Genomic DNA, 16,412 nt, shown 5'->3' with positions numbered 1-16,412 from the left:
GATGAGCGGGGGAAAGGGGCGCAGCCCCAGCCGTACGCGGGGGCTGGGGCTGCGGCCACAGGGAAGGGCGGGTGGGTGGGTCAGGTGTGTTTCAGGGCCAGGACCTCCGTGGCCGCGAACGTTTCGTTCGGGGGGCGGGCCGCGAAATAAGGGGACAGCGCCTCATCCAGCTCCCCGGCGCTGAACGCGCCCTTGGCCGCCTCGACCACCACCCCCACCCGCGGCCGCTCCACCACCGCCACGATCCCCCCGTGCACGACGAGCAACTGCCCACTCACCCGCCCACTCGCGGGCGACGCGAGATACCCGACCAGCGGCGCCACATGCTCCGGCGCCAGCGGATCGAGCTCCCCCTCCCCCGGCTCGGCGAACCCGGCGAAGACATCGGACGTCATCCGGGTCCGCGCCCGCGGACAGATCACGTTGGCGGTCACGCCGTACTTGGCGAGGGCGAGGGCCGTCGAGACGGTGAGCCCCACGATGCCCCCTTTCGCGGCGGCGTAGTTCGGCTGTCCCGCGGACCCGGCGAGGAACGCCTCGGACGAGGTGTTCACGATCCGCCCGTACACCGGCGCACCCGCCGCCTTGGACCGCTCGCGCCAGTGCGCGGACGCGAACCGCGTGGTGTTGAAGTGCCCTTTCAGATGGACCCGGATGACCGAGTCCCACTCGTCCTCGGCCATCGAGAAGATCATCCGGTCCCGCAGGATGCCCGCGTTGTTGACGAGGACGTCGAGCTTCCCGTACGTGGTGACGGCCAACTCGACGAGCTCGCGGGCCTGTTGGTGGTCGGCCACGTCGCCGGTGTGGGCGACGGCCGCGCCGCCCGCCGCGCGGATCTCGGCGGCGACCTCCTCGGCGGGCCCGGCGGAGGCCGCGCCGGAGCCGTCGCGGCCCGGCTGTCCGAAGTCGTTGACGACGACACTCGCCCCGAGCCGGGCGAGTTCGAGGGCCTCGGCCCGGCCGAGGCCACGGCCCGCACCGGTGACGACGGCCGACAGACCGTCAAGCGGCAGTGCCATACGGGGTCACACTCCTCTCTCCGATCCTCTGAACGGGCCCGGACAGCGGGCTCAGATCTCGACGCACGTCCGCAGCGCCGTCCCCGACCGCATCTTGTCGAGCGCCTCGTTGATCTCCCCGAGCGCCACCCGGTGCGTGATCATGTTCTCCAGGTCGATCCGCCCGGCCCGCCACAGCGCGATGGCCCGCTCGTACGACTGGAGCACGTCCCCGCCCCCGTACAGCGACGGCAGGATCCGCTTCTCGTCGAAGAACAGCTCGAACATGGTGAACTGCACCGGGTCGTCCATGGCGCCCGCGCCGACGACGCACAGGGTGCCGCCGCGCCGCGTCATCTCGTACGCGGTGCGGGCCGTCGCGGACTTGCCGACGACTTCGAAGACGTAGTCGAAACCCTCGCCCGCGGTCACCCGCTGCCGGGCGTCGGGGAGTTCGTCGGGGGCCACCGCCTGCGTCGCGCCGAAGGTCAGGGCGGCCTCGCGGCGGGACGCGACGGGGTCGACGGCCACGATCTCGGCGGCGCCCTTGAGCCGGGCGCCCTGGATCGCGGCGATCCCGACGCCGCCGCAGCCGATGACGGCGACGGACGAACCGGCGGCCACGTCGGCGGTGTTGACGGCGGCGCCGAGCCCGGTCGTGACGCCGCAGCCGATGAGCGCCGCGATGTCGAACGGCACGTCGTCCGGGATCGGCACGGCGCACGCGCCGTCGACGACGACCTCCTCCGCGAAGGTGCCGGTGCCCGCGAAGCCGAAGACGTCGCCCTGCGGGCGCTTGAAGTTGGGCGTGCCCGCGTTCATGAACCCGGCCAGGCACAGCTGCGGCTGCCCGCGCCTGCACGCCGGACACTGCCCGCACGGCGGCAGCCAGCAGACCAGGACCCGGTCGCCCGGCTTGACGTGCGTCACGCCGTCACCGGCGTCGAGGATCTCGCCCGCGCCCTCGTGCCCGGGGACGAACGGCGCGGGCTGCGGGAGCACCCCGGTCATCGCGGACACGTCGGAGTGGCACAGGCCGGTGGCCCGTATGCGGATCCTCACCTTTCCCGGGCCAAAGCCCACCGCCTCGACGTCGTCGAGTACGTCGAGCTTGTCCTGGCCCGTCTCGTGCAGTACGGCTGCGCGCATGGCTGTGCGGCTCCCTTCGGGCGGTGCGGGGCGTACGAACGGTCACGTGTGTTCCACGACGGTGTCGGCCAGGACCGGCGCGCCGTCGCGGTCCACCGCCACGACCTCCGCCTGGACCCGGCCCGGCGACTCCCACAGGCCGATCCGCAGGCTCTCGCCGGGGAAGACGACCCCGGCGAAGCGGGTGCGGTAGGCGCGCACCCGCGCCACGTCGCCGCCGAGCACGGTGTCCACGACGGCCTTGAGCGTCATCCCGTACGTGCACAGGCCGTGCAGGATCGGCCGGTCGAAGCCGGCGAGCTTGGCGAACTCGGGGTCGGCGTGCAGCGGGTTCCAGTCGCCGGACAGGCGGTAGAGCAGGGCCTGGTCCGCGCGTACGGGGCGGTGGAGGGTCCGGTCGAAGGGCCGGTCCGGGGCGCCGAGCCGCGCGGACGGGCCGCGCTCGCCGCCGAACCCGCCCTCCCCGCGCACGTACAGCTGCGCGTCGGTCGTCCACAGCGGCCCCTTGTCGTCGGCCACTTCGGAGCGCAGGACGAGGACGGCGGCCTTGCCCTTGTCGTAGACGGCCGCGACGCTCGCCGTGGCCGTCGCCGTGCCCTTGACGGGGATCGGGCGGTGCAGCTCGATCGCCTGGCCGCCGTGCAGGACGGCGGCGAGGTCCACGTCGATGCCGGGCACGGACAGGCCGCTCATCATGCCCATGCCCGCGCCCGCGACCGTGGCGAAGCTGGGCAGCACGTGCAGCCTGGACTCCAGGGTGTAGCGCAGCTCGTCGGGGTCGGTGGCGGGGTCCGCCGTGTCGGGGTTCGTGCCCGCGCCGACGCCGAGGTGGTAGAGCTGGACGTCCTTGTGGTCCCAGCTGATCTCGGCGCTGCGGGGTGCGGCGGCCAGGGCCTGCGCGGCATCGATGGGCATGGGGGCGGCTCCTCACGGCGGGGCGGCGGCTGGGGACGGCTGGCGGCGACTGGGGCGACGGTGAAGACCCCGGTACGGCCGTCCGCACCGCCGGCTGCACCGGGGTCGTCCTGGGCGGGCCCCACCCGTTCCGGAGCGCTCTCTAGAACGCGTTCTAGGGCCGGTGAGTCCCTGTATAGCCCAGCGCCGGGGACAAGGGAAGAGTGCTGACGTAGCGTCAGATCCCGCCCCGCCGTCCCGCCCCCGGCCGCCACCCATGACATTTGTCCTGGTCGAATCGGTACGGCCGGACCTGCCGCCCCCGGCACCCGACTCCGTACCGTCTGGTGTGGAGACACGCACGGATGGACACACGGACCGGGGGAGAGATCACGCCATGTCCTGGAAGCGCAGGATCAGCTGCGGACTGCGCGGGCTGCGCACGGCCCGCGCCGAGTGGCGCGCCGCCTGGCCCGAGCGGAAGTCCGCCTGGCGGGAGCAGCGGCAGGAGGCGAAGGATGACCCGCTCCTCACCGCGGGCCCGCCCAACGGCTTCGCGCTGCTGCCCTGGCTGCTCATGGGCCTCGGCTCGCTCTCGCACCTGCTCCAGGGCAGGGCGCCCAACCCGTGGGTCGGCGGCATCGGCCTGCTCGTCTTCAACTCCCTCTACATCTCGGTCGCCTTCCGCGCCTTCGACAAGGAGAAGCGGACCGCGCCCGCCACGTACGCCGCGCTGCTCGCGATGGGCGCGCTCACCGTCGGCCTCGCGGCGGGGTACGGCGGCAACTGGCTGATGTTCTTCCCGCTGTTCGGCCTCGCCGTCGGCGCCGTCGTCCGCAGCCGCCGCCTGGGCCCGATCAGCCTGGGCCTGAGCGCGCTCGCGGGCGCGGTCGCCGGGCTCAGGGAGGGCTGGGACGGCGTGAACATCGCGTACGGCACGTTCCTGTCCACGATGGTGACGGCGGCGATCCTCTCGCTCTCGGAGGCGGTGCGCGACCTGCGCGCCGCCCGCGAGGAGCTGGCCCGCAACGCGGTCGCGGAGGAGCGGCTCCGCTTCTCGCGGGACCTGCACGACCTGCTCGGCCACACGCTCTCGGTGATCGTCGTGAAGTCGGAGGCCGCGCGCCGCCTGGCGCCGCGGAGCATGGACGCGGCCCTGGCGCAGGTCGGCGACATCGAGACGGTCGGGCGGCAGGCGCTCACCGAGATCCGCGAGGCCGTCACCGGCTACCGCGAGGCCTCGCTCACCGCCGAGCTCGACCGGGTCCGCGACCTCCTCGACGCCGCCGGCGTCGACACCGTCGTACGCCAGTCGGGCCCGCCCCTGGACCCGCGCTCCGCGGCGCTGCTCGGCTGGGTGGTGCGCGAGGCCGCCACCAACGTGGTCCGGCACGCCCGGGCGGGGCGGTGCGAGATCGAGGTGAGCGGCGGCGCCGGACGGACCCGTCTGGTGATCACGGACGACGGCCGCGGCGTAGGCTCGACCACGCCCGGCAGCGGGCTGAAGGGCCTGGCCGAGCGGCTCGCGGCGGCGGGCGGCTCGCTGGAGTCGGGCCCGACGGCGCGCTCCGGCTTCCGGGTCACCGCCGTGCTGCCGGTCACCGATCCCGCGGATGCGGGGGCCGAGCCCGACGTCAAGGAGCACACCGCATGATCAGAGTCCTCCTCGCCGAGGACCAGGGCATGATGCGCGGCGCGCTCGCGCTGCTGCTCGGCATGGAGCCGGACATCGAGGTCGTCGCCCAGGTGGGTGCGGGCGACGAGATCGTGCGCACCGCGCTGACCTGCCGGCCCGACGTGGCCCTGCTCGACATCGAACTGCCGGGCCGCAGCGGTCTCGACGCGGCGGCGGACCTGCGCGAGGAGTGCCCCGACTGCCGGGTCCTCATCCTCACGACCTTCGGCAGGCCCGGCTATCTGCACCGCGCGATGGCGGCGGGCGCGGCCGGGTTCCTGGTCAAGGACGGGCCGGTGGAGGAGCTTGCGGAGGCCGTCCGCCAGGCCCTGCGGGGAGAGACGGTCATCGACCCGGCGCTCGCGGCGGCCGCCCTGAGCGCGGGGCCGAGTCCGCTGACGCCGCGCGAGACGGACGTGCTCGCAGCGGCGGTCGACGGTGCGACGGTCGCCGACATCGCGGCCAGGCTGCACCTGTCCGAGTCGACCGTGCGGAATTACCTGTCGGCGGCCATTGGCAAGACGGGCACCCGGAACCGGATGGAGGCCGTGCGGGAGGCCCGGCGGCAGGGGTGGCTGTAGTCCCCGGGCGCCGTGGACTCGGTGGCCGTCCGGGGGCTGCGCCCCCGGACCCCCCTCATCGGCCTTCGGCCTCGTCCTCAAACGCCGGACGGGCTTGTTGGTGCCGGTCGGGCTAGTTGGTGCCAGTCGGGCTTGCTTTCGTGGGCGGCATCCACACCAGCACCAGGACCACCGCCGCCACCAGGAACCCCCCGCCCCACAGGAACGCCTGCGCGTACCCGTCGGCCAGGGCCCCCGTCCCGGAGCGCTCGCCCGTGCGCGACGCCGCGACCGTCGACAGGATCGCGAGGCCCAGTGAACCGCCCATGGTCCGCGAGGTGTTGATGAGCCCGGCGACCAGGCCCGCGTCGCCCGGGTCGGCCCCGCTGGTGGCGAGCGAGGCGAGCGGTGTGCCCGCGAGGCCCGCGCCCAGCATCATCAGGATGCCGGGCAGCATGATCGAGGTGACGTACGCGCCGTGCTCGTCGAGGACCTGCCACTGCCAGAGGAATCCGGCGGCGGCGACGAGGGCGCCGGTGACCGTGACGGTCCGGGCGCCGAGGACCCGCATCAGGTGCGGCGCGAGCTTGGAGCCCACGATGACGCTGACGGAGCTCGGCATCAGGGCGAGCCCGGCCTTCAGCGGGGAGTAGCCGAGGACGTTCTGCGCGTACAGCGTCATGAAGAACCACATCGTGAACAGGCCCATGCCGCACGCGAACATCGTGGCGTTCGCCGCCGAAACGGACCGCACCCGGAAGAGCCCGAGCGGCATGAGCGGCGCCTTGGCCCGCGCCTCCACGGCGAGGAACGCCGCGATCAGCGCGAGGCCCACGGCCAGGGGCACCAGCGTCGCCGCGGCCGTCCACCCCTCGGCCGCGGTCTGCACGATGCCGTACGCGAGCGTGGCGATGCCGCCCGTCACGAGCACGGCCCCCGGCACGTCCAGGCGCCGCGCCCCGGCCGCCCTGCTCTCGCTGATCCAGCGCAGCGCGGCGCCGAACACGAGCACGCCGACGGGGACGTTGACGAGCAGCACCCAGCGCCAGGAGAGCCCGTCGGTGAGCACCCCGCCGACCAGGCCACCGGCGGCGCCGCCGCCCGCGCCCACCGCGGACCAGGTGGCGATGGCCCGCACCCGCGCGGGCCCCTCCGGCACGGCGGACGTGAGGATGGTCAGGGTCGACGGCGCGAGGACGGCGGCCCCGAGCCCCTGCACGGCCCGCGCGGCGAGCAACTGCCAGCCCTCCTGCGCGACCCCGCCCACCAGCGAGGCCAGCGTGAAGAGCCCGAGCCCGACCAGGAACATCCGCTTGCGCCCGAACAGGTCCCCGGCCCGCCCGCCGAGCAGCATGAACCCGGCGAAGGCGATCGAGTAGGCGTTGACCACCCACTGCAGTCCCGTGGCGCTGAGCCCCAGGTCGGTCCGCATGGACGGAAGGGCCACGTTCACGACGGACACGTCGAGGACGACGAGGAACTGTCCGGCGCAGGCGACGGCGACGACGAGCCAGGTGGGCGGCGCGGTGCGCCGGGATATCGGGGTATCGGCGGGGGCTTGAAGCATGGGCTCCATGCTGGCAGCAGGTTCATGCCCGGTACATCGGAAATACGGGCCAGGCTGCCGGGGCCGGGGACCTAGGTCGGAGGTCAGTTCTGTGCACCACACGTCTATGGCCGGTCAATGGAAGGTCAAGCCTTCGTCTGGTTCGACGAACGTCGGAATAGTCGCCTCGGGAAACAAGTTCCATCTGCATGTATCTGCGGGTGCCGGTGCCGTCCGGTCCGCCCCCTTCTCCTCGTCCCGGAGGCCGCACGCACATGTCCCACGCGACGACCCGCCCCGACGGCGCCCGCGGCACCCGCGGCGTCGTCCCCGTCCTCGCCTTCGCCGGCATCGTCGTCGCCGTCATGCAGACGCTGCTCGTCCCCGTCATCAAGGACCTGCCGACGCTGCTCGACACGGCGCCGTCCAACGCCACCTGGGTGATGACCTCGACGCTCCTCGCGGGCGCCGTCTCGACGCCGATCATGGGCAGGCTCGGCGACCTCTTCGGCAAGCGCCGCATGCTGCTCACCAGCCTCGGCGTCATGGTCGTCGGCTCGCTGGTCTGCGCCTTCACCGACGAACTCCTGGTGATGATCGTCGGCCGCGCGCTCCAGGGCTTCGCCATGGGCGCCATCCCGCTCGGCATCGGCCTGATGCGCGACACCCTGCCCCGCGAGCGGCTCGCGTCCTCGATGGCCCTGATGAGCTCGTCCATCGGCGTCGGCGGCGGACTCGCCATGCCAGGCGCCGCCTTCGTGGCCCAGCATGCCGACTGGCACGCCCTCTTCTTCGGCGCGGCGGGCCTCGGCGTCGTCTCGATGCTGCTCACCGTCGCCTTCGTACCGGAGAGCGAGGTGCGCGCGCAGGGCACCTTCGACGTCGCGGGCGCCCTCGGGCTCTCCCTCGGCCTGGTCCTCTTCCTGCTCCCGATCACCAAGGGCAGCGACTGGGGCTGGAGTTCGGGCCTCACCCTCGGCCTGTTCGCCGCGTCGACCGTCGTGCTCGTCCTGTGGGGCCTGATGGAGCTGCACCTGAAGGCCCCGCTCGTCGACCTGCGCACCACCGCGCGGCGCGAGGTGCTGCTCACCAACCTCGCCTCGATCATGGTCGGCGTCGCCTTCTACGCGATCTCCCTGGTCCTGCCCCAGCTGCTCCAGCTGCCCACGTCCACCGGCTACGGCCTCGGCCAGTCCATGGTCGTCGCGGGCCTGTGCGTGGCGCCGCTCGGCCTGACGATGATGGTCACGGCACCGGTGTACGCGCGCCTGTCGAAGGCGTACGGGCCGAAGGTCACGCTGATCCTCGGCCTCCTCGTGATCGCCATCGGCTACGGCGCGGGCCTCGGCCTGATGAGCGCCGCCTGGCAGACCATCGTCATCTCGGTGGTCGTGGGCGCGGGCATCGGCCTCGCCTACTCCTCGCTGCCCGCCCTGATCATCGGCGCCGTCGACCCGTCGGAGACCGGCGCGGCCAACGGCCTCAACACCCTGATGCGCTCCATCGGTACGTCGGTGTCGAGCGCCGTCATCGGCATGGTGCTCGCCAACACCGCGGACCACGTCGGCCCCGTCGACGTCCCCACCATGGAGGGCTTCCGCGCCTCCTTCCTCATCGCGACCGGCGCCGTCGCGCTCGGCCTGGTGCTCGCGCTGTTCCTGCCGGGGCGCGGCAAGGCCGCCGACCGGGGCAAGCCCCAGCTGCGGGCCAGCAGCGAGGAGGACGCCGTCCTCGCCCGGGCCGCCACCGCCCTCGACGACGCCCCCGCGGACCGCGTGCCCGCCCCGTCCGGCACGCGGGCGGCGTACGAGGACCAGGCCGAGGGCCGCTGAGCGCTCCGCCTCTTCGGGGCGGGTGCTCCGCGGCCCGCCACGGGGCCCGTGTACGTTCCGTACGTACCGACGTACCCACGTATCTACGTACCGACGTCCCGACGCGTCCCGCACAGCAGGAGGAACCCATGGCCGCCGCGCCCACCCCGGAGGGCCCCGAGCCGGAGGTCCTCGACGCGTTCGAGGCGGCCAAGGGCTTCATGCCCGCGCGCGAAGGGCTCGCCCTGCACGCCGCCGCGGTCGAGGCGGCCGCGCTCGGCCTGCCCCTCCTCGAAGTCGGCACGTACTGCGGCCGCTCCACGATCCTGCTCGCCGACGCGGCCCGCGCGGCCGGTGTGAGTGTGATCACGGTCGACCACCACCGCGGCAGCGAGGAGCAGCAGCCCGGCTGGGACTACCACGACCCGCAGACGGTGGACCCCGAGGTCGGCCGCATGGACACGCTCCCCACCTTCCGGCGCACCCTGCACAAGGCGGGCCTGGAGGACCACGTGATCGCGATCGTGGGCCGGTCCCCGCAGGTCGCACGCCTGTGGCAGGCCCCGCTCGGCCTGGTCTTCGTCGACGGCGGCCACACGGACGAGCACGCGGGCGCGGACTACGAGGGGTGGGCGCCGCACGTCGCGGAGGGCGGTCTGCTCGTCATCCACGACGTGTTCCCCGATCCGGTGGACGAGTGGACAGGGCAGGCGCCGTACCGCATCTACCTCAGGGCCCTGGAATCCGGGGCGTTCACGGAGATTTCGGCCACCGATTCCCTTCGCGTCCTGCGCCGAACCGGCGCGGGCCACTGAGGGCGCCGATAGGCTCACTGCCGTGTCGTACGCAGGTCCGGACAGTCATCCACCGCGCCGCCCCCGCCGCTTCCGCGGCGGCCGGCCACTCGCGGTCGCCCTCGCCGTGCTCGCGCCCGCGACCCTCGCGGGCTATCTGATCCACGACGCGTCGAACGGCCCGGAGGAGACCAAGTCGGCGAGAACGCTCCCGTCGTCCCCCAGCCGCTCGGCGCAGGGCGCGCCGTCGAAGCCGACCGCGTCGGAGTCGAAGAAGCCCACCGAGCCGGGCAAGTCGGGTAAGCCCGGCACGTCGGGGAACGTGGACGAGCCCGACGGCAAACCCGGCGACAAGCCCGCGAAGCGGCCCCCGGCCGGCCGCCCCGCCGCCTCCGGCCCCCTCAAGGGCCGGGTCGTCGTGATCGACCCCGGCCACAACACGGGCAACTTCCGGCACACCGCCGAGATCAACCGCCAGGTGAACATCGGGACGAACACCAAGGAGTGCGACACCACGGGCACGTCCACCAACGACGGTTACACGGAAGCCCAGTTCACTCTCGACCTCGCCCACCGCCTGCGCGACCTCCTGCACCGGCAGGGCGCCACGGTGAAGTTCACGCACGACGGCGACCGGCCGTGGGGCCCGTGCGTCGACGAGCGCGCCCGCATCGGCAACCAGGCGCACGCCGACGCGGTCATCTCCCTGCACGCCGACGGCTCGGCCGTCGGCAACCGCGGCTTCCACGTCATCCTGCCCGCCAAGGTCCGCGCGGGCGCCGCGGACACCACCGCGATCGTCGGCCCGTCCCGCGCCCTGGGCGTGCGCGTCGCGGGCAAGTTCCTCGCCGCGACGAACAGCGCCCCCTCCAACTACGTGGGCGACGGCACCGGCCTCACCGTCCGCCGCGACCTCGGCGGCCTCAACCTCTCCAAGGTGCCGAAGGTGTTCATCGAGTGCGGCAACATGCGCGACCCGAAGGACCGGGCCCTGCTCACGAGCGGCGGCTGGCGGCAGAAGGCCGCACGCGGCATTTCCGACGGAATCGGGAGCTTCTTGAACAGCTGAAAGGGGCAGCTGAAAGGGCACTCTTTATACGTCCGATGCCGTCTCGTCACGGGATGGCAACCGGGAGATCTTCACTGAGTGACGATCTTTATCTGAAGCAGACACCCCGGCCGGACGGACGATAGTGTCCTCCGTACGATGAGGGGCCACCCCCGCGCTACGCGCACCGCGCCAGTCAAGATCACAGACACGACAGCGCCACGGCGACAGCGACGCCTCCAACGACGAGACGACTGACGAAGGACCTGAAGTGAATTTCCGCTCCCTCACTAGAGGCGACGGCGTGGTGATCGGAGCAGCGGTGTTGCTCTTCATCGCCTCGTTCCTCGACACGATTGACATCGACGGCCTCGCCGACGACAAGGTGCCCAACGCCTGGGAGAACGGCAACCTGCTGCTCAGCGTGTACCTGCTGGGCGTCATCGGCGCCGTATTCGTCGTCGTGGGCCGCGCGCTGCCCCGCAAGGTCGTGGGTCTCGACCTCGGCCAGGTCGGCGTCGCCTTCGCTCTCGCCTCCGCCTGGAGCTCGCTCGGCGCGATCTTCGACCCCGACGAGTCCTACGGCTTCCTCTTCGTCAACGAGGGCCTGGGGAGCAGCCGCAGCCCCGACGCGGGCACCGGCCTCATCCTCGGCCTGATCGGCGCCCTGGTCCTGGCCGCCGCCGCGGTCGCCACGAACATCGTCCCGGCGCTGAAGGCCCCCCTCATGGGTGCCGCGGGCCCGGCCCCCGCCCCGCAGCCCTACGGCGGCCAGCCGTCCGGTGGCTACGGCTACCCGGGCGCCCAGTCCCAGCCGTACGGCGCGCAGCCGGGTCAGCCGCAGCAGCCGTCGTTCGGCGGTCAGCCGCAGGGCGGCGGGGCCACGCCGCCGCCGGCCGCCGCGCAGCCCGCGCAGCCGGCCGCGGCGGACTTCTCGCCGTTCTGGTTCGCCGTTCCGGTGCCGCGTCCGCTGTACCCGGAGGACGGCTCGCCGACGCCGATCGCCGAGCTGGCGCCGGGCACCTGGTACCTGGCGGTCGAGCAGCGGGGCCAGAGCCTCGTGGCGCAGACGCAGGACGGGCGCCGCGGCGTCCTCCAGGACACGACCGGGATCCAGCGCGGCTGATCCCCTCCGTTCCCGCAACGGCCCCTCGCCCCTTCCGGGTGAGGGGCCGTTGGCGTACAGTCCCCCGGCGACCTTCGTCTGACACATCGTCAGCCAGCGTCACCGGGAGGGACCATGCGGCTCGGGCTCGCGCTCGGCTACTGGGGCCGCGGCCCCGACGCCCGGCACCTCGCGCTCGCCCAGGAGGCCGAGCGGCTCGGCTACGACTCGGTGTGGACGGCGGAGTCCTGGGGCTCCGACGCGTTCACGCCGCTCACCTGGATCGCCGCGGGCACCTCGCGCATCCGCCTCGGCACCGCCGTCGCGCAGATGGCCGCCCGCTCCCCCACCGCCACCGCCATGCACGCGCTCACCCTCGACCACCTCTCCGGCGGCCGGGTCCTCCTCGGCCTCGGGCTCTCGGGCCCGCAGGTGGTGGAGGGCTGGTACGGGCGCCCGTTCCCGAAGTCGCCGCTGACCGCGACGCGGGAGTACGTGGAGGTCGTACGGCAGGTGCTGCGGCGGGAAGGCCCGGTGGCGCTCGACGGGCGGTTCCACCCGCTGCCGTACGCGGGGGACGACGGGACCGGCCTGGGCAAGCCGCTCAAGTCCATCACGCACCCCCTCCGCGCCCGCCTGCCCGTCCTGCTCGGCGCCGAGGGCCCCAAGAACATCGCCCAGACGACCCGGATCGCCGACGGCTGGCTGCCGCTGTACTGGTCGCCGACGCGCACCGACGTGTACGAGGCGTCGCTCACCGGGCTCCGGGAGCGCTTCATCGTCGCGCCGATGGCACGCGCCGCCGTGTGCGACGACGTGGCCGAGGGCCTGCTGCCCGTCAAGGCCATGCTCGGCTTCTACATCGGCGGCATGGGGCACGCCGCCCGGAACTTCCACGCCGACCTGATGGCGCGCATGGGGTACGCGGACGAGGCGCGCCGGATCCAGGAGCTGTTCCTCGCGGGGCGGCGCGAGGAGGCCGTGCGGGCCGTGCCGGACGCGTTCGCCGACGAGATCTCGCTGGTCGGGCCGCGCGGGCGGATCGCCGAGCGGCTCGACCTGTGGCGCAAGGGACCGGTGACGGACCTCCTGGTCCTGACGTCGGACCCGGGCACGTTGCGCGTGCTCGCCGAGCTCAACTCGTAGACTCCACCGGCCTGTTCCTCAGCGGAATATCGCCACCGGATCCACCGTCAGCTCCCCCGCGTCCCGGTTCCAGGTGCGGACCTTGCCCAGGCAGCGTGCCTGGAACTCGCCGCTGAAGTAGTCCTCCTCGTGGAACTCCTCGCGGATGCCGTCCTCCGCGCACGTGATCTTCACTCGGGCCCCCGGCTCCCCGGGCCCGTAGCGCGCCCGCAGTACGACGTCGCCGCCGCTGAGGCTGCGGGCCGTGAAGCGTCCGGTGACCGAGACGAACTCCGCCATGACGGCGCTGAGCGGGACGCGTTCGTCGCCGCTGTCGCGCAGGGCGTCGGCGAGGGCGCGGTTGGGGGTGAGCACGCCGGTGGTGAGGTCGGCGTGCACGACGGCGTCCTCGCGCCGCATCGTGTCCATGAGCAGCCCGATCACCGTGATCGGCGTGTTCTGCTGCACGTACGTCGTGAACCGCTCCTTGGTGACGTCACGGCCCGCCTTGCCGCCCGCGCCGCCCGTGAACTTCGCCCACAGGCCGAAGCCCGAGGTCACATTCGTCCGGTCGGCGACCTCCTGCTCCAGGGCCGCCGTGAACCCACCGGTCTGGTAGAGGTCCATGACGCGCTGTTCGTGCAGGTAGAAGCACATGCCGTGGAACGTGCGCCGGCGCCGCGACAGACGGCGCCGCCGGGGCAGACCGAGGCGCACGAGCACGTACCGCACGAGGACCCCGCAACAGAACGCCGTGGCCAGCCACACGACCATCCAGGGCCACCACAGATCCCACCACTTGCCGTCAACGACACCCACGGATCTCCTTGAACGCCTGGGAGAGGGAGGAGGAGCCCGCGTCCACCACGCGGCCGCCGGTCGCGTCCGCGGCGCGGCGCAGCTCCCCCGCGTCGGCCTCTCCGAAGTGGACGGGGAAGGTCGGCACGGCCCGCGCGCCGTCGTCGAGCCGCGCGTACCGGCGCCCGAACTCCCCGTAGCTCATGCCGGTGTTGTTCTCGCCGTCCGTCATCAGCACGATCGACCTGCGCCGCCCGGGGTCGGCCCGCTCGGCGTCCGACGCGACGCGGTACCCGCGGTCGAGGGCCGACCAGACGGCGGTGCCGTCGCCGAAGCCGCCACCGGCGACGAAGTCGTTCAGGCGCCGCAGGTCGCGGTCGCCGGCCACGGTCACGGTCCGCTCCTCGAGGACCCGCCCCGCGAACCGCACCACCGTCAGCCGCTCGCCCCGGTAGAACCGCGCGAACTTGCCCCGCGCCGACGGATCCGCCCCGCTCAGCCCCTCGAAGGCCGACCGGAGCCCCGCCATCCGCTCCCCGCGCATGGAGGTGGAGAAGTCGAGCAGGAAGACGACGTGGTCGCCGCCGCGGCGGCCGCGGGCCGGGTCGCCGTAGTCGTCCATCAGGCGCTGGATGACGGCGAGCTGGTCGGGGTAGGAGAGCGCGTTGCCGATGGGCTCCCGCAGCTGCCGGGGCCGCGGCACATCGCTCCCGACCGGCCGCCGCCACGTCGCCCGCGTCAGCTTCTCCTGTACGTCGTCGCGCCGCAGCCACTCCACGACCTTCCGGTACGCCTTGTGCTCCTTGGGGTCGAGCAGCAGCAGCGGGAAGTCGGACAGGACCATCCCGTCGGCCGGGTGCACGATCCGCAGCGGCTGTTTCAGCTTCCGGCTCGCGTTGAGGGACAGCAGCTCCGACTCGTGCGCGATGAGGGCGTTGGCGGCGCCCTGGCGGCGTACGTACGCGTCGATGAGCTCCCGCGAACTGCCGCCGGTGAGCGTCTGCCCGGACCGGAACCCGCGCAGCCGGTCGCAGGACACGTCCCGCTGCCGCAGCACCCCGCCCGTCCCCGCGGCCGCCGTGGCCACGCCCACCAGGGCCGCCCGCCCCGTGTCGCTGCGCCGCGGGTCCGCCATCCCGAAGCGGACCGTGCCGTCGGCGGCGGCGTCCGCGATGTCCGCCCAGGTCAGGGGCTTGCCCTGGGGAAGCTCGGCGGCGACGGCGGGGGTGAGGCCGACGACGACGGGCGACCGCATGATCGCCGTGGACTCGGGGACCCGCCGCCGCTCCTCGCGCAGCCGCAGCAGATAGGACCGGTCGGTCGCGGGCCAGGCGAGGTCGTACGGGCCGAGGGGCCCGGTGAGGTCGGCGGTGGCCTTGAAGTCGATGTCGAGCTCGACGCCCGTGTCGTCCTTGAGCTCCTTCAACAGGGGCTTGACGTCGGCGAGTTCGGGACTGGCCAGGACGCGCAGGGTGCGGTGTCCTTCTCCCCCCGAGCAGGCGGTGAGGGTGGTGGCGAGGACGGCGAGGCACACGGCGAGGGCGCGGCGCCGCAGCGGCCGCCTCATGAACCGCCGCCCTGCTGGGCGGGCGGGCAGCTGCCGACGTAGTTGATGATCCGCTCCAGGGCGTCGAGGTCGGGCGCGTCGGCCTTGGTCTGGTCGGGGTTGGGCGTGGGCACCTGGACGCCGTGCTTGCGCAGGTAGGCGTTGAGTTGCTCGCTGGTCCCGTCCTCGCCGGAGAACCGCACCCTGAAGCCCAGCTCGATGGCCCGCTCCCGCAGTTCGCGGTCGCTCTCCATGAGGTCGGTGAGCCGGTCCCCCTGCCCGTCGAGCGAGATGAGCTGCGGCTCGGTCAGGGCCTGGGGCGACGGATAGAGCAGCACGCGCCGGGTGTCCTGCCGCTGGTGCTTCTTCTGGAAGGCGACCTGGTGGGCGAGGAACTGGTGCTCGTAGATCAGCGAGACGGGCGCGATCGACTCGCCCTCGTCGGAGAAATAGCTGTCGGCCTGCTCGTCGGCGGCCATGCCCTGGAGGTTGATGAGGGGCTTGACCTTGGCGGCGACGTCGAGGACGGGGTCGCCGGAACCGCTGTTCCCGCGCCCCGCGGCTTCCGTGCCCGGGGGCTGATTGCCGTTCTTGACGAAGGCGAGAATGGAGAGATAGGTCCCGGCCGCATTGGACTCGCAGACGCTGGAGGTGCGGACGAGCACGCGCCCGCTGTTGCTCCGCTCGGACCGCGCCTCGTATCCGATCCCGTCCCACGTCTTCTGCTGCTCGATCAGCGCGAGGAACTCCTTCATGTCGAGGTCGTAGTAGAGCGTGTCGCCCTTCTCGCTGCGCTGCGGGCGGGCCACGCCCGCCGCCACCAGGGTCTCCGCGTACTCGCGGAACGTACCGAGTGCCAGCGGCGTGACGAAGGGCCGGGCCGTCTTCACGGACCGCTGCTCCCGCTGCATGATCAGCCTCGCGGCGGGCTGCCCGGACGGGAACGCGACGTCCATGCCCTTCAGCGACTGCGTGGCGATCCCCCGCGACCCGAGCCGGTGTATCTCCACCCGGATCCCGTGCTTCAGCAGCAGCCGCCGCACCTCCGGATCCTTGAAGTAGTCCGACTTCGACGCCATCTTCCCGTCGACGGTCGTGATCCGCTCGAACGGCCGCAGGGCGTTGCCCGAGACCATCAGGGCGATCAGGCCCGCGAGGGCGAGGGGCAGGGCCACGACCACGTGCCGCGGCAGGCGCCGCCGCCGGCGCGCGGTGGGGCGGCGGGTGGCCAGGCGGGGCTCTTCTACGGGGACCGGTCTGACGTCTTCTGGCACCGGGGGCTCCTGCGGTGGGCGGGGCCAGGATCCTCGGGGACCGGGGGGAACTCCACCCCTCGGAGGGGCGAACTCCGCGTTGCCAC

At 73.1% G+C, this 16,412-nt stretch carries 14 protein-coding genes; 7 read left to right on the top strand and 7 right to left on the bottom strand.

The annotated features are described in order from the left end of the window. Positions 1–80: 80 nt before the first annotated feature. From ACFWZ5_RS30130 to ACFWZ5_RS30120, 3 genes are read right to left on the bottom strand one after another with little or no spacing between them, the layout of a single operon-like run. Positions 81–1,022 carry a 3-oxoacyl-ACP reductase gene (locus ACFWZ5_RS30130; RefSeq protein ID WP_384806000.1) on the bottom strand — a complete coding sequence of 314 codons (942 nt, stop codon included), beginning with the start codon at positions 1,020–1,022 and terminating at the stop codon, positions 81–83. Positions 1,023–1,073: 51 nt separating this feature from the next. Then, on the bottom strand, positions 1,074–2,150 hold the full coding sequence (locus ACFWZ5_RS30125) for a Zn-dependent alcohol dehydrogenase (RefSeq protein ID WP_384891574.1): 1,077 nt from the start codon (positions 2,148–2,150) through the stop codon (positions 1,074–1,076). A 42-nt stretch (positions 2,151–2,192) separates the two neighbouring features. After that, positions 2,193–3,065, bottom strand: a complete 873-nt coding sequence (locus ACFWZ5_RS30120; protein ID WP_384806004.1) for a MaoC/PaaZ C-terminal domain-containing protein — start codon at positions 3,063–3,065, stop codon at positions 2,193–2,195. A gap of 376 nt (positions 3,066–3,441) precedes the next feature. Here ACFWZ5_RS30120 and ACFWZ5_RS30115 point away from each other — a divergent pair, with 376 nt between their 5' ends. Both ACFWZ5_RS30115 and ACFWZ5_RS30110 read left to right on the top strand, forming a co-directional pair. Then, positions 3,442–4,698, top strand: a complete 1,257-nt coding sequence (locus tag ACFWZ5_RS30115) for a sensor histidine kinase (RefSeq protein ID WP_384806006.1) — start codon at positions 3,442–3,444, stop codon at positions 4,696–4,698. Beyond that, positions 4,695–5,300 carry a response regulator gene (locus ACFWZ5_RS30110; protein ID WP_384806008.1) on the top strand — a complete coding sequence of 202 codons (606 nt, stop codon included), beginning with the start codon at positions 4,695–4,697 and terminating at the stop codon, positions 5,298–5,300. The genes ACFWZ5_RS30115 and ACFWZ5_RS30110 overlap by 4 nt, the downstream gene beginning before the upstream one ends. Before the next feature lie 112 nt (positions 5,301–5,412). On the opposite strand, the gene ACFWZ5_RS30105 is transcribed toward ACFWZ5_RS30110, so the two are convergent. Next, positions 5,413–6,846 carry an MFS transporter gene (locus ACFWZ5_RS30105; protein ID WP_384796491.1) on the bottom strand — a complete coding sequence of 478 codons (1,434 nt, stop codon included), beginning with the start codon at positions 6,844–6,846 and terminating at the stop codon, positions 5,413–5,415. A gap of 254 nt (positions 6,847–7,100) precedes the next feature. On the opposite strand from ACFWZ5_RS30105, the gene ACFWZ5_RS30100 reads away from it, so the two are divergent. From ACFWZ5_RS30100 to ACFWZ5_RS30080, 5 genes are all read left to right on the top strand, one after another. Next, positions 7,101–8,657, top strand: a complete 1,557-nt coding sequence (locus tag ACFWZ5_RS30100) for an MFS transporter (RefSeq protein ID WP_384796489.1) — start codon at positions 7,101–7,103, stop codon at positions 8,655–8,657. Between the two features lie 128 nt (positions 8,658–8,785). Continuing rightward, complete coding sequence (locus tag ACFWZ5_RS30095; RefSeq protein ID WP_384796487.1) at positions 8,786–9,451, top strand: class I SAM-dependent methyltransferase; 666 nt, start codon at positions 8,786–8,788, stop codon at positions 9,449–9,451. Between the two features lie 22 nt (positions 9,452–9,473). Beyond that, positions 9,474–10,499 (top strand): N-acetylmuramoyl-L-alanine amidase, encoded by a 1,026-nt coding sequence (locus ACFWZ5_RS30090; RefSeq protein WP_384796485.1) that lies wholly within the window; start codon positions 9,474–9,476, stop codon positions 10,497–10,499. Positions 10,500–10,749: 250 nt separating this feature from the next. Continuing rightward, a complete protein-coding gene (locus ACFWZ5_RS30085; RefSeq protein WP_384796483.1) occupies positions 10,750–11,604 on the top strand; it encodes a hypothetical protein in 855 nt (284 codons plus the stop codon). A gap of 114 nt (positions 11,605–11,718) precedes the next feature. After that, the gene (locus tag ACFWZ5_RS30080; RefSeq protein WP_384796481.1) at positions 11,719–12,729 is read left to right on the top strand and encodes an LLM class F420-dependent oxidoreductase; all 1,011 of its coding nucleotides are present in this window, start codon (positions 11,719–11,721) and stop codon (positions 12,727–12,729) included. An 18-nt stretch (positions 12,730–12,747) separates the two neighbouring features. Here the strand turns inward: ACFWZ5_RS30080 and ACFWZ5_RS30075 are convergent, their stop codons facing one another. Genes ACFWZ5_RS30075 through ACFWZ5_RS30065 form a run of 3 tightly spaced genes read right to left on the bottom strand, consistent with a single transcriptional unit; the run spans position 12,748 to position 16,326 of the window. Further along, a complete protein-coding gene (locus ACFWZ5_RS30075) occupies positions 12,748–13,527 on the bottom strand; it encodes a hypothetical protein (protein WP_384796479.1) in 780 nt (259 codons plus the stop codon). Beyond that, positions 13,514–15,073 (bottom strand): substrate-binding domain-containing protein, encoded by a 1,560-nt coding sequence (locus tag ACFWZ5_RS30070; RefSeq protein ID WP_384796477.1) that lies wholly within the window; start codon positions 15,071–15,073, stop codon positions 13,514–13,516. Before ACFWZ5_RS30070 ends, ACFWZ5_RS30075 begins: the two co-directional genes overlap by 14 nt. Then, entirely contained in the window at positions 15,070–16,326 is a 1,257-nt protein-coding gene (locus ACFWZ5_RS30065) for a hypothetical protein (protein ID WP_384796475.1), read from the bottom strand. Before ACFWZ5_RS30065 ends, ACFWZ5_RS30070 begins: the two co-directional genes overlap by 4 nt. Between the last annotated feature and the right edge of the window lie 86 nt (positions 16,327–16,412).

Origin of the sequence: Streptomyces sp. NPDC059003, assembly GCF_042740445.1 — a bacterium.
GTDB lineage: Bacteria > Actinomycetota > Actinomycetes > Streptomycetales > Streptomycetaceae > Streptomyces.
Note: the sequence above shows the minus strand (reverse complement) of the source record. Positions and strands in the feature narration are given on the sequence as shown.

What these genes read in the sequence shown, in the direction of transcription:
- ACFWZ5_RS30130 (WP_384806000.1), bottom strand. Translation starts at nt 1,022, where the DNA reads ATGGCACTGCCGCTTGACGGTCTGTCGGCCGTCGTCACCGGTGCGGGC.
- ACFWZ5_RS30125 (WP_384891574.1), bottom strand. Translation starts at nt 2,150, where the DNA reads ATGCGCGCAGCCGTACTGCACGAGACGGGCCAGGACAAGCTCGACGTA.
- ACFWZ5_RS30120 (WP_384806004.1), bottom strand. Translation starts at nt 3,065, where the DNA reads ATGCCCATCGATGCCGCGCAGGCCCTGGCCGCCGCACCCCGCAGCGCC.
- ACFWZ5_RS30115 (WP_384806006.1), top strand. Translation starts at nt 3,442, where the DNA reads ATGTCCTGGAAGCGCAGGATCAGCTGCGGACTGCGCGGGCTGCGCACG.
- ACFWZ5_RS30110 (WP_384806008.1), top strand. Translation starts at nt 4,695, where the DNA reads ATGATCAGAGTCCTCCTCGCCGAGGACCAGGGCATGATGCGCGGCGCG.
- ACFWZ5_RS30105 (WP_384796491.1), bottom strand. Translation starts at nt 6,846, where the DNA reads ATGCTTCAAGCCCCCGCCGATACCCCGATATCCCGGCGCACCGCGCCG.
- ACFWZ5_RS30100 (WP_384796489.1), top strand. Translation starts at nt 7,101, where the DNA reads ATGTCCCACGCGACGACCCGCCCCGACGGCGCCCGCGGCACCCGCGGC.
- ACFWZ5_RS30095 (WP_384796487.1), top strand. Translation starts at nt 8,786, where the DNA reads ATGGCCGCCGCGCCCACCCCGGAGGGCCCCGAGCCGGAGGTCCTCGAC.
- ACFWZ5_RS30080 (WP_384796481.1), top strand. Translation starts at nt 11,719, where the DNA reads ATGCGGCTCGGGCTCGCGCTCGGCTACTGGGGCCGCGGCCCCGACGCC.
- ACFWZ5_RS30070 (WP_384796477.1), bottom strand. Translation starts at nt 15,073, where the DNA reads ATGAGGCGGCCGCTGCGGCGCCGCGCCCTCGCCGTGTGCCTCGCCGTC.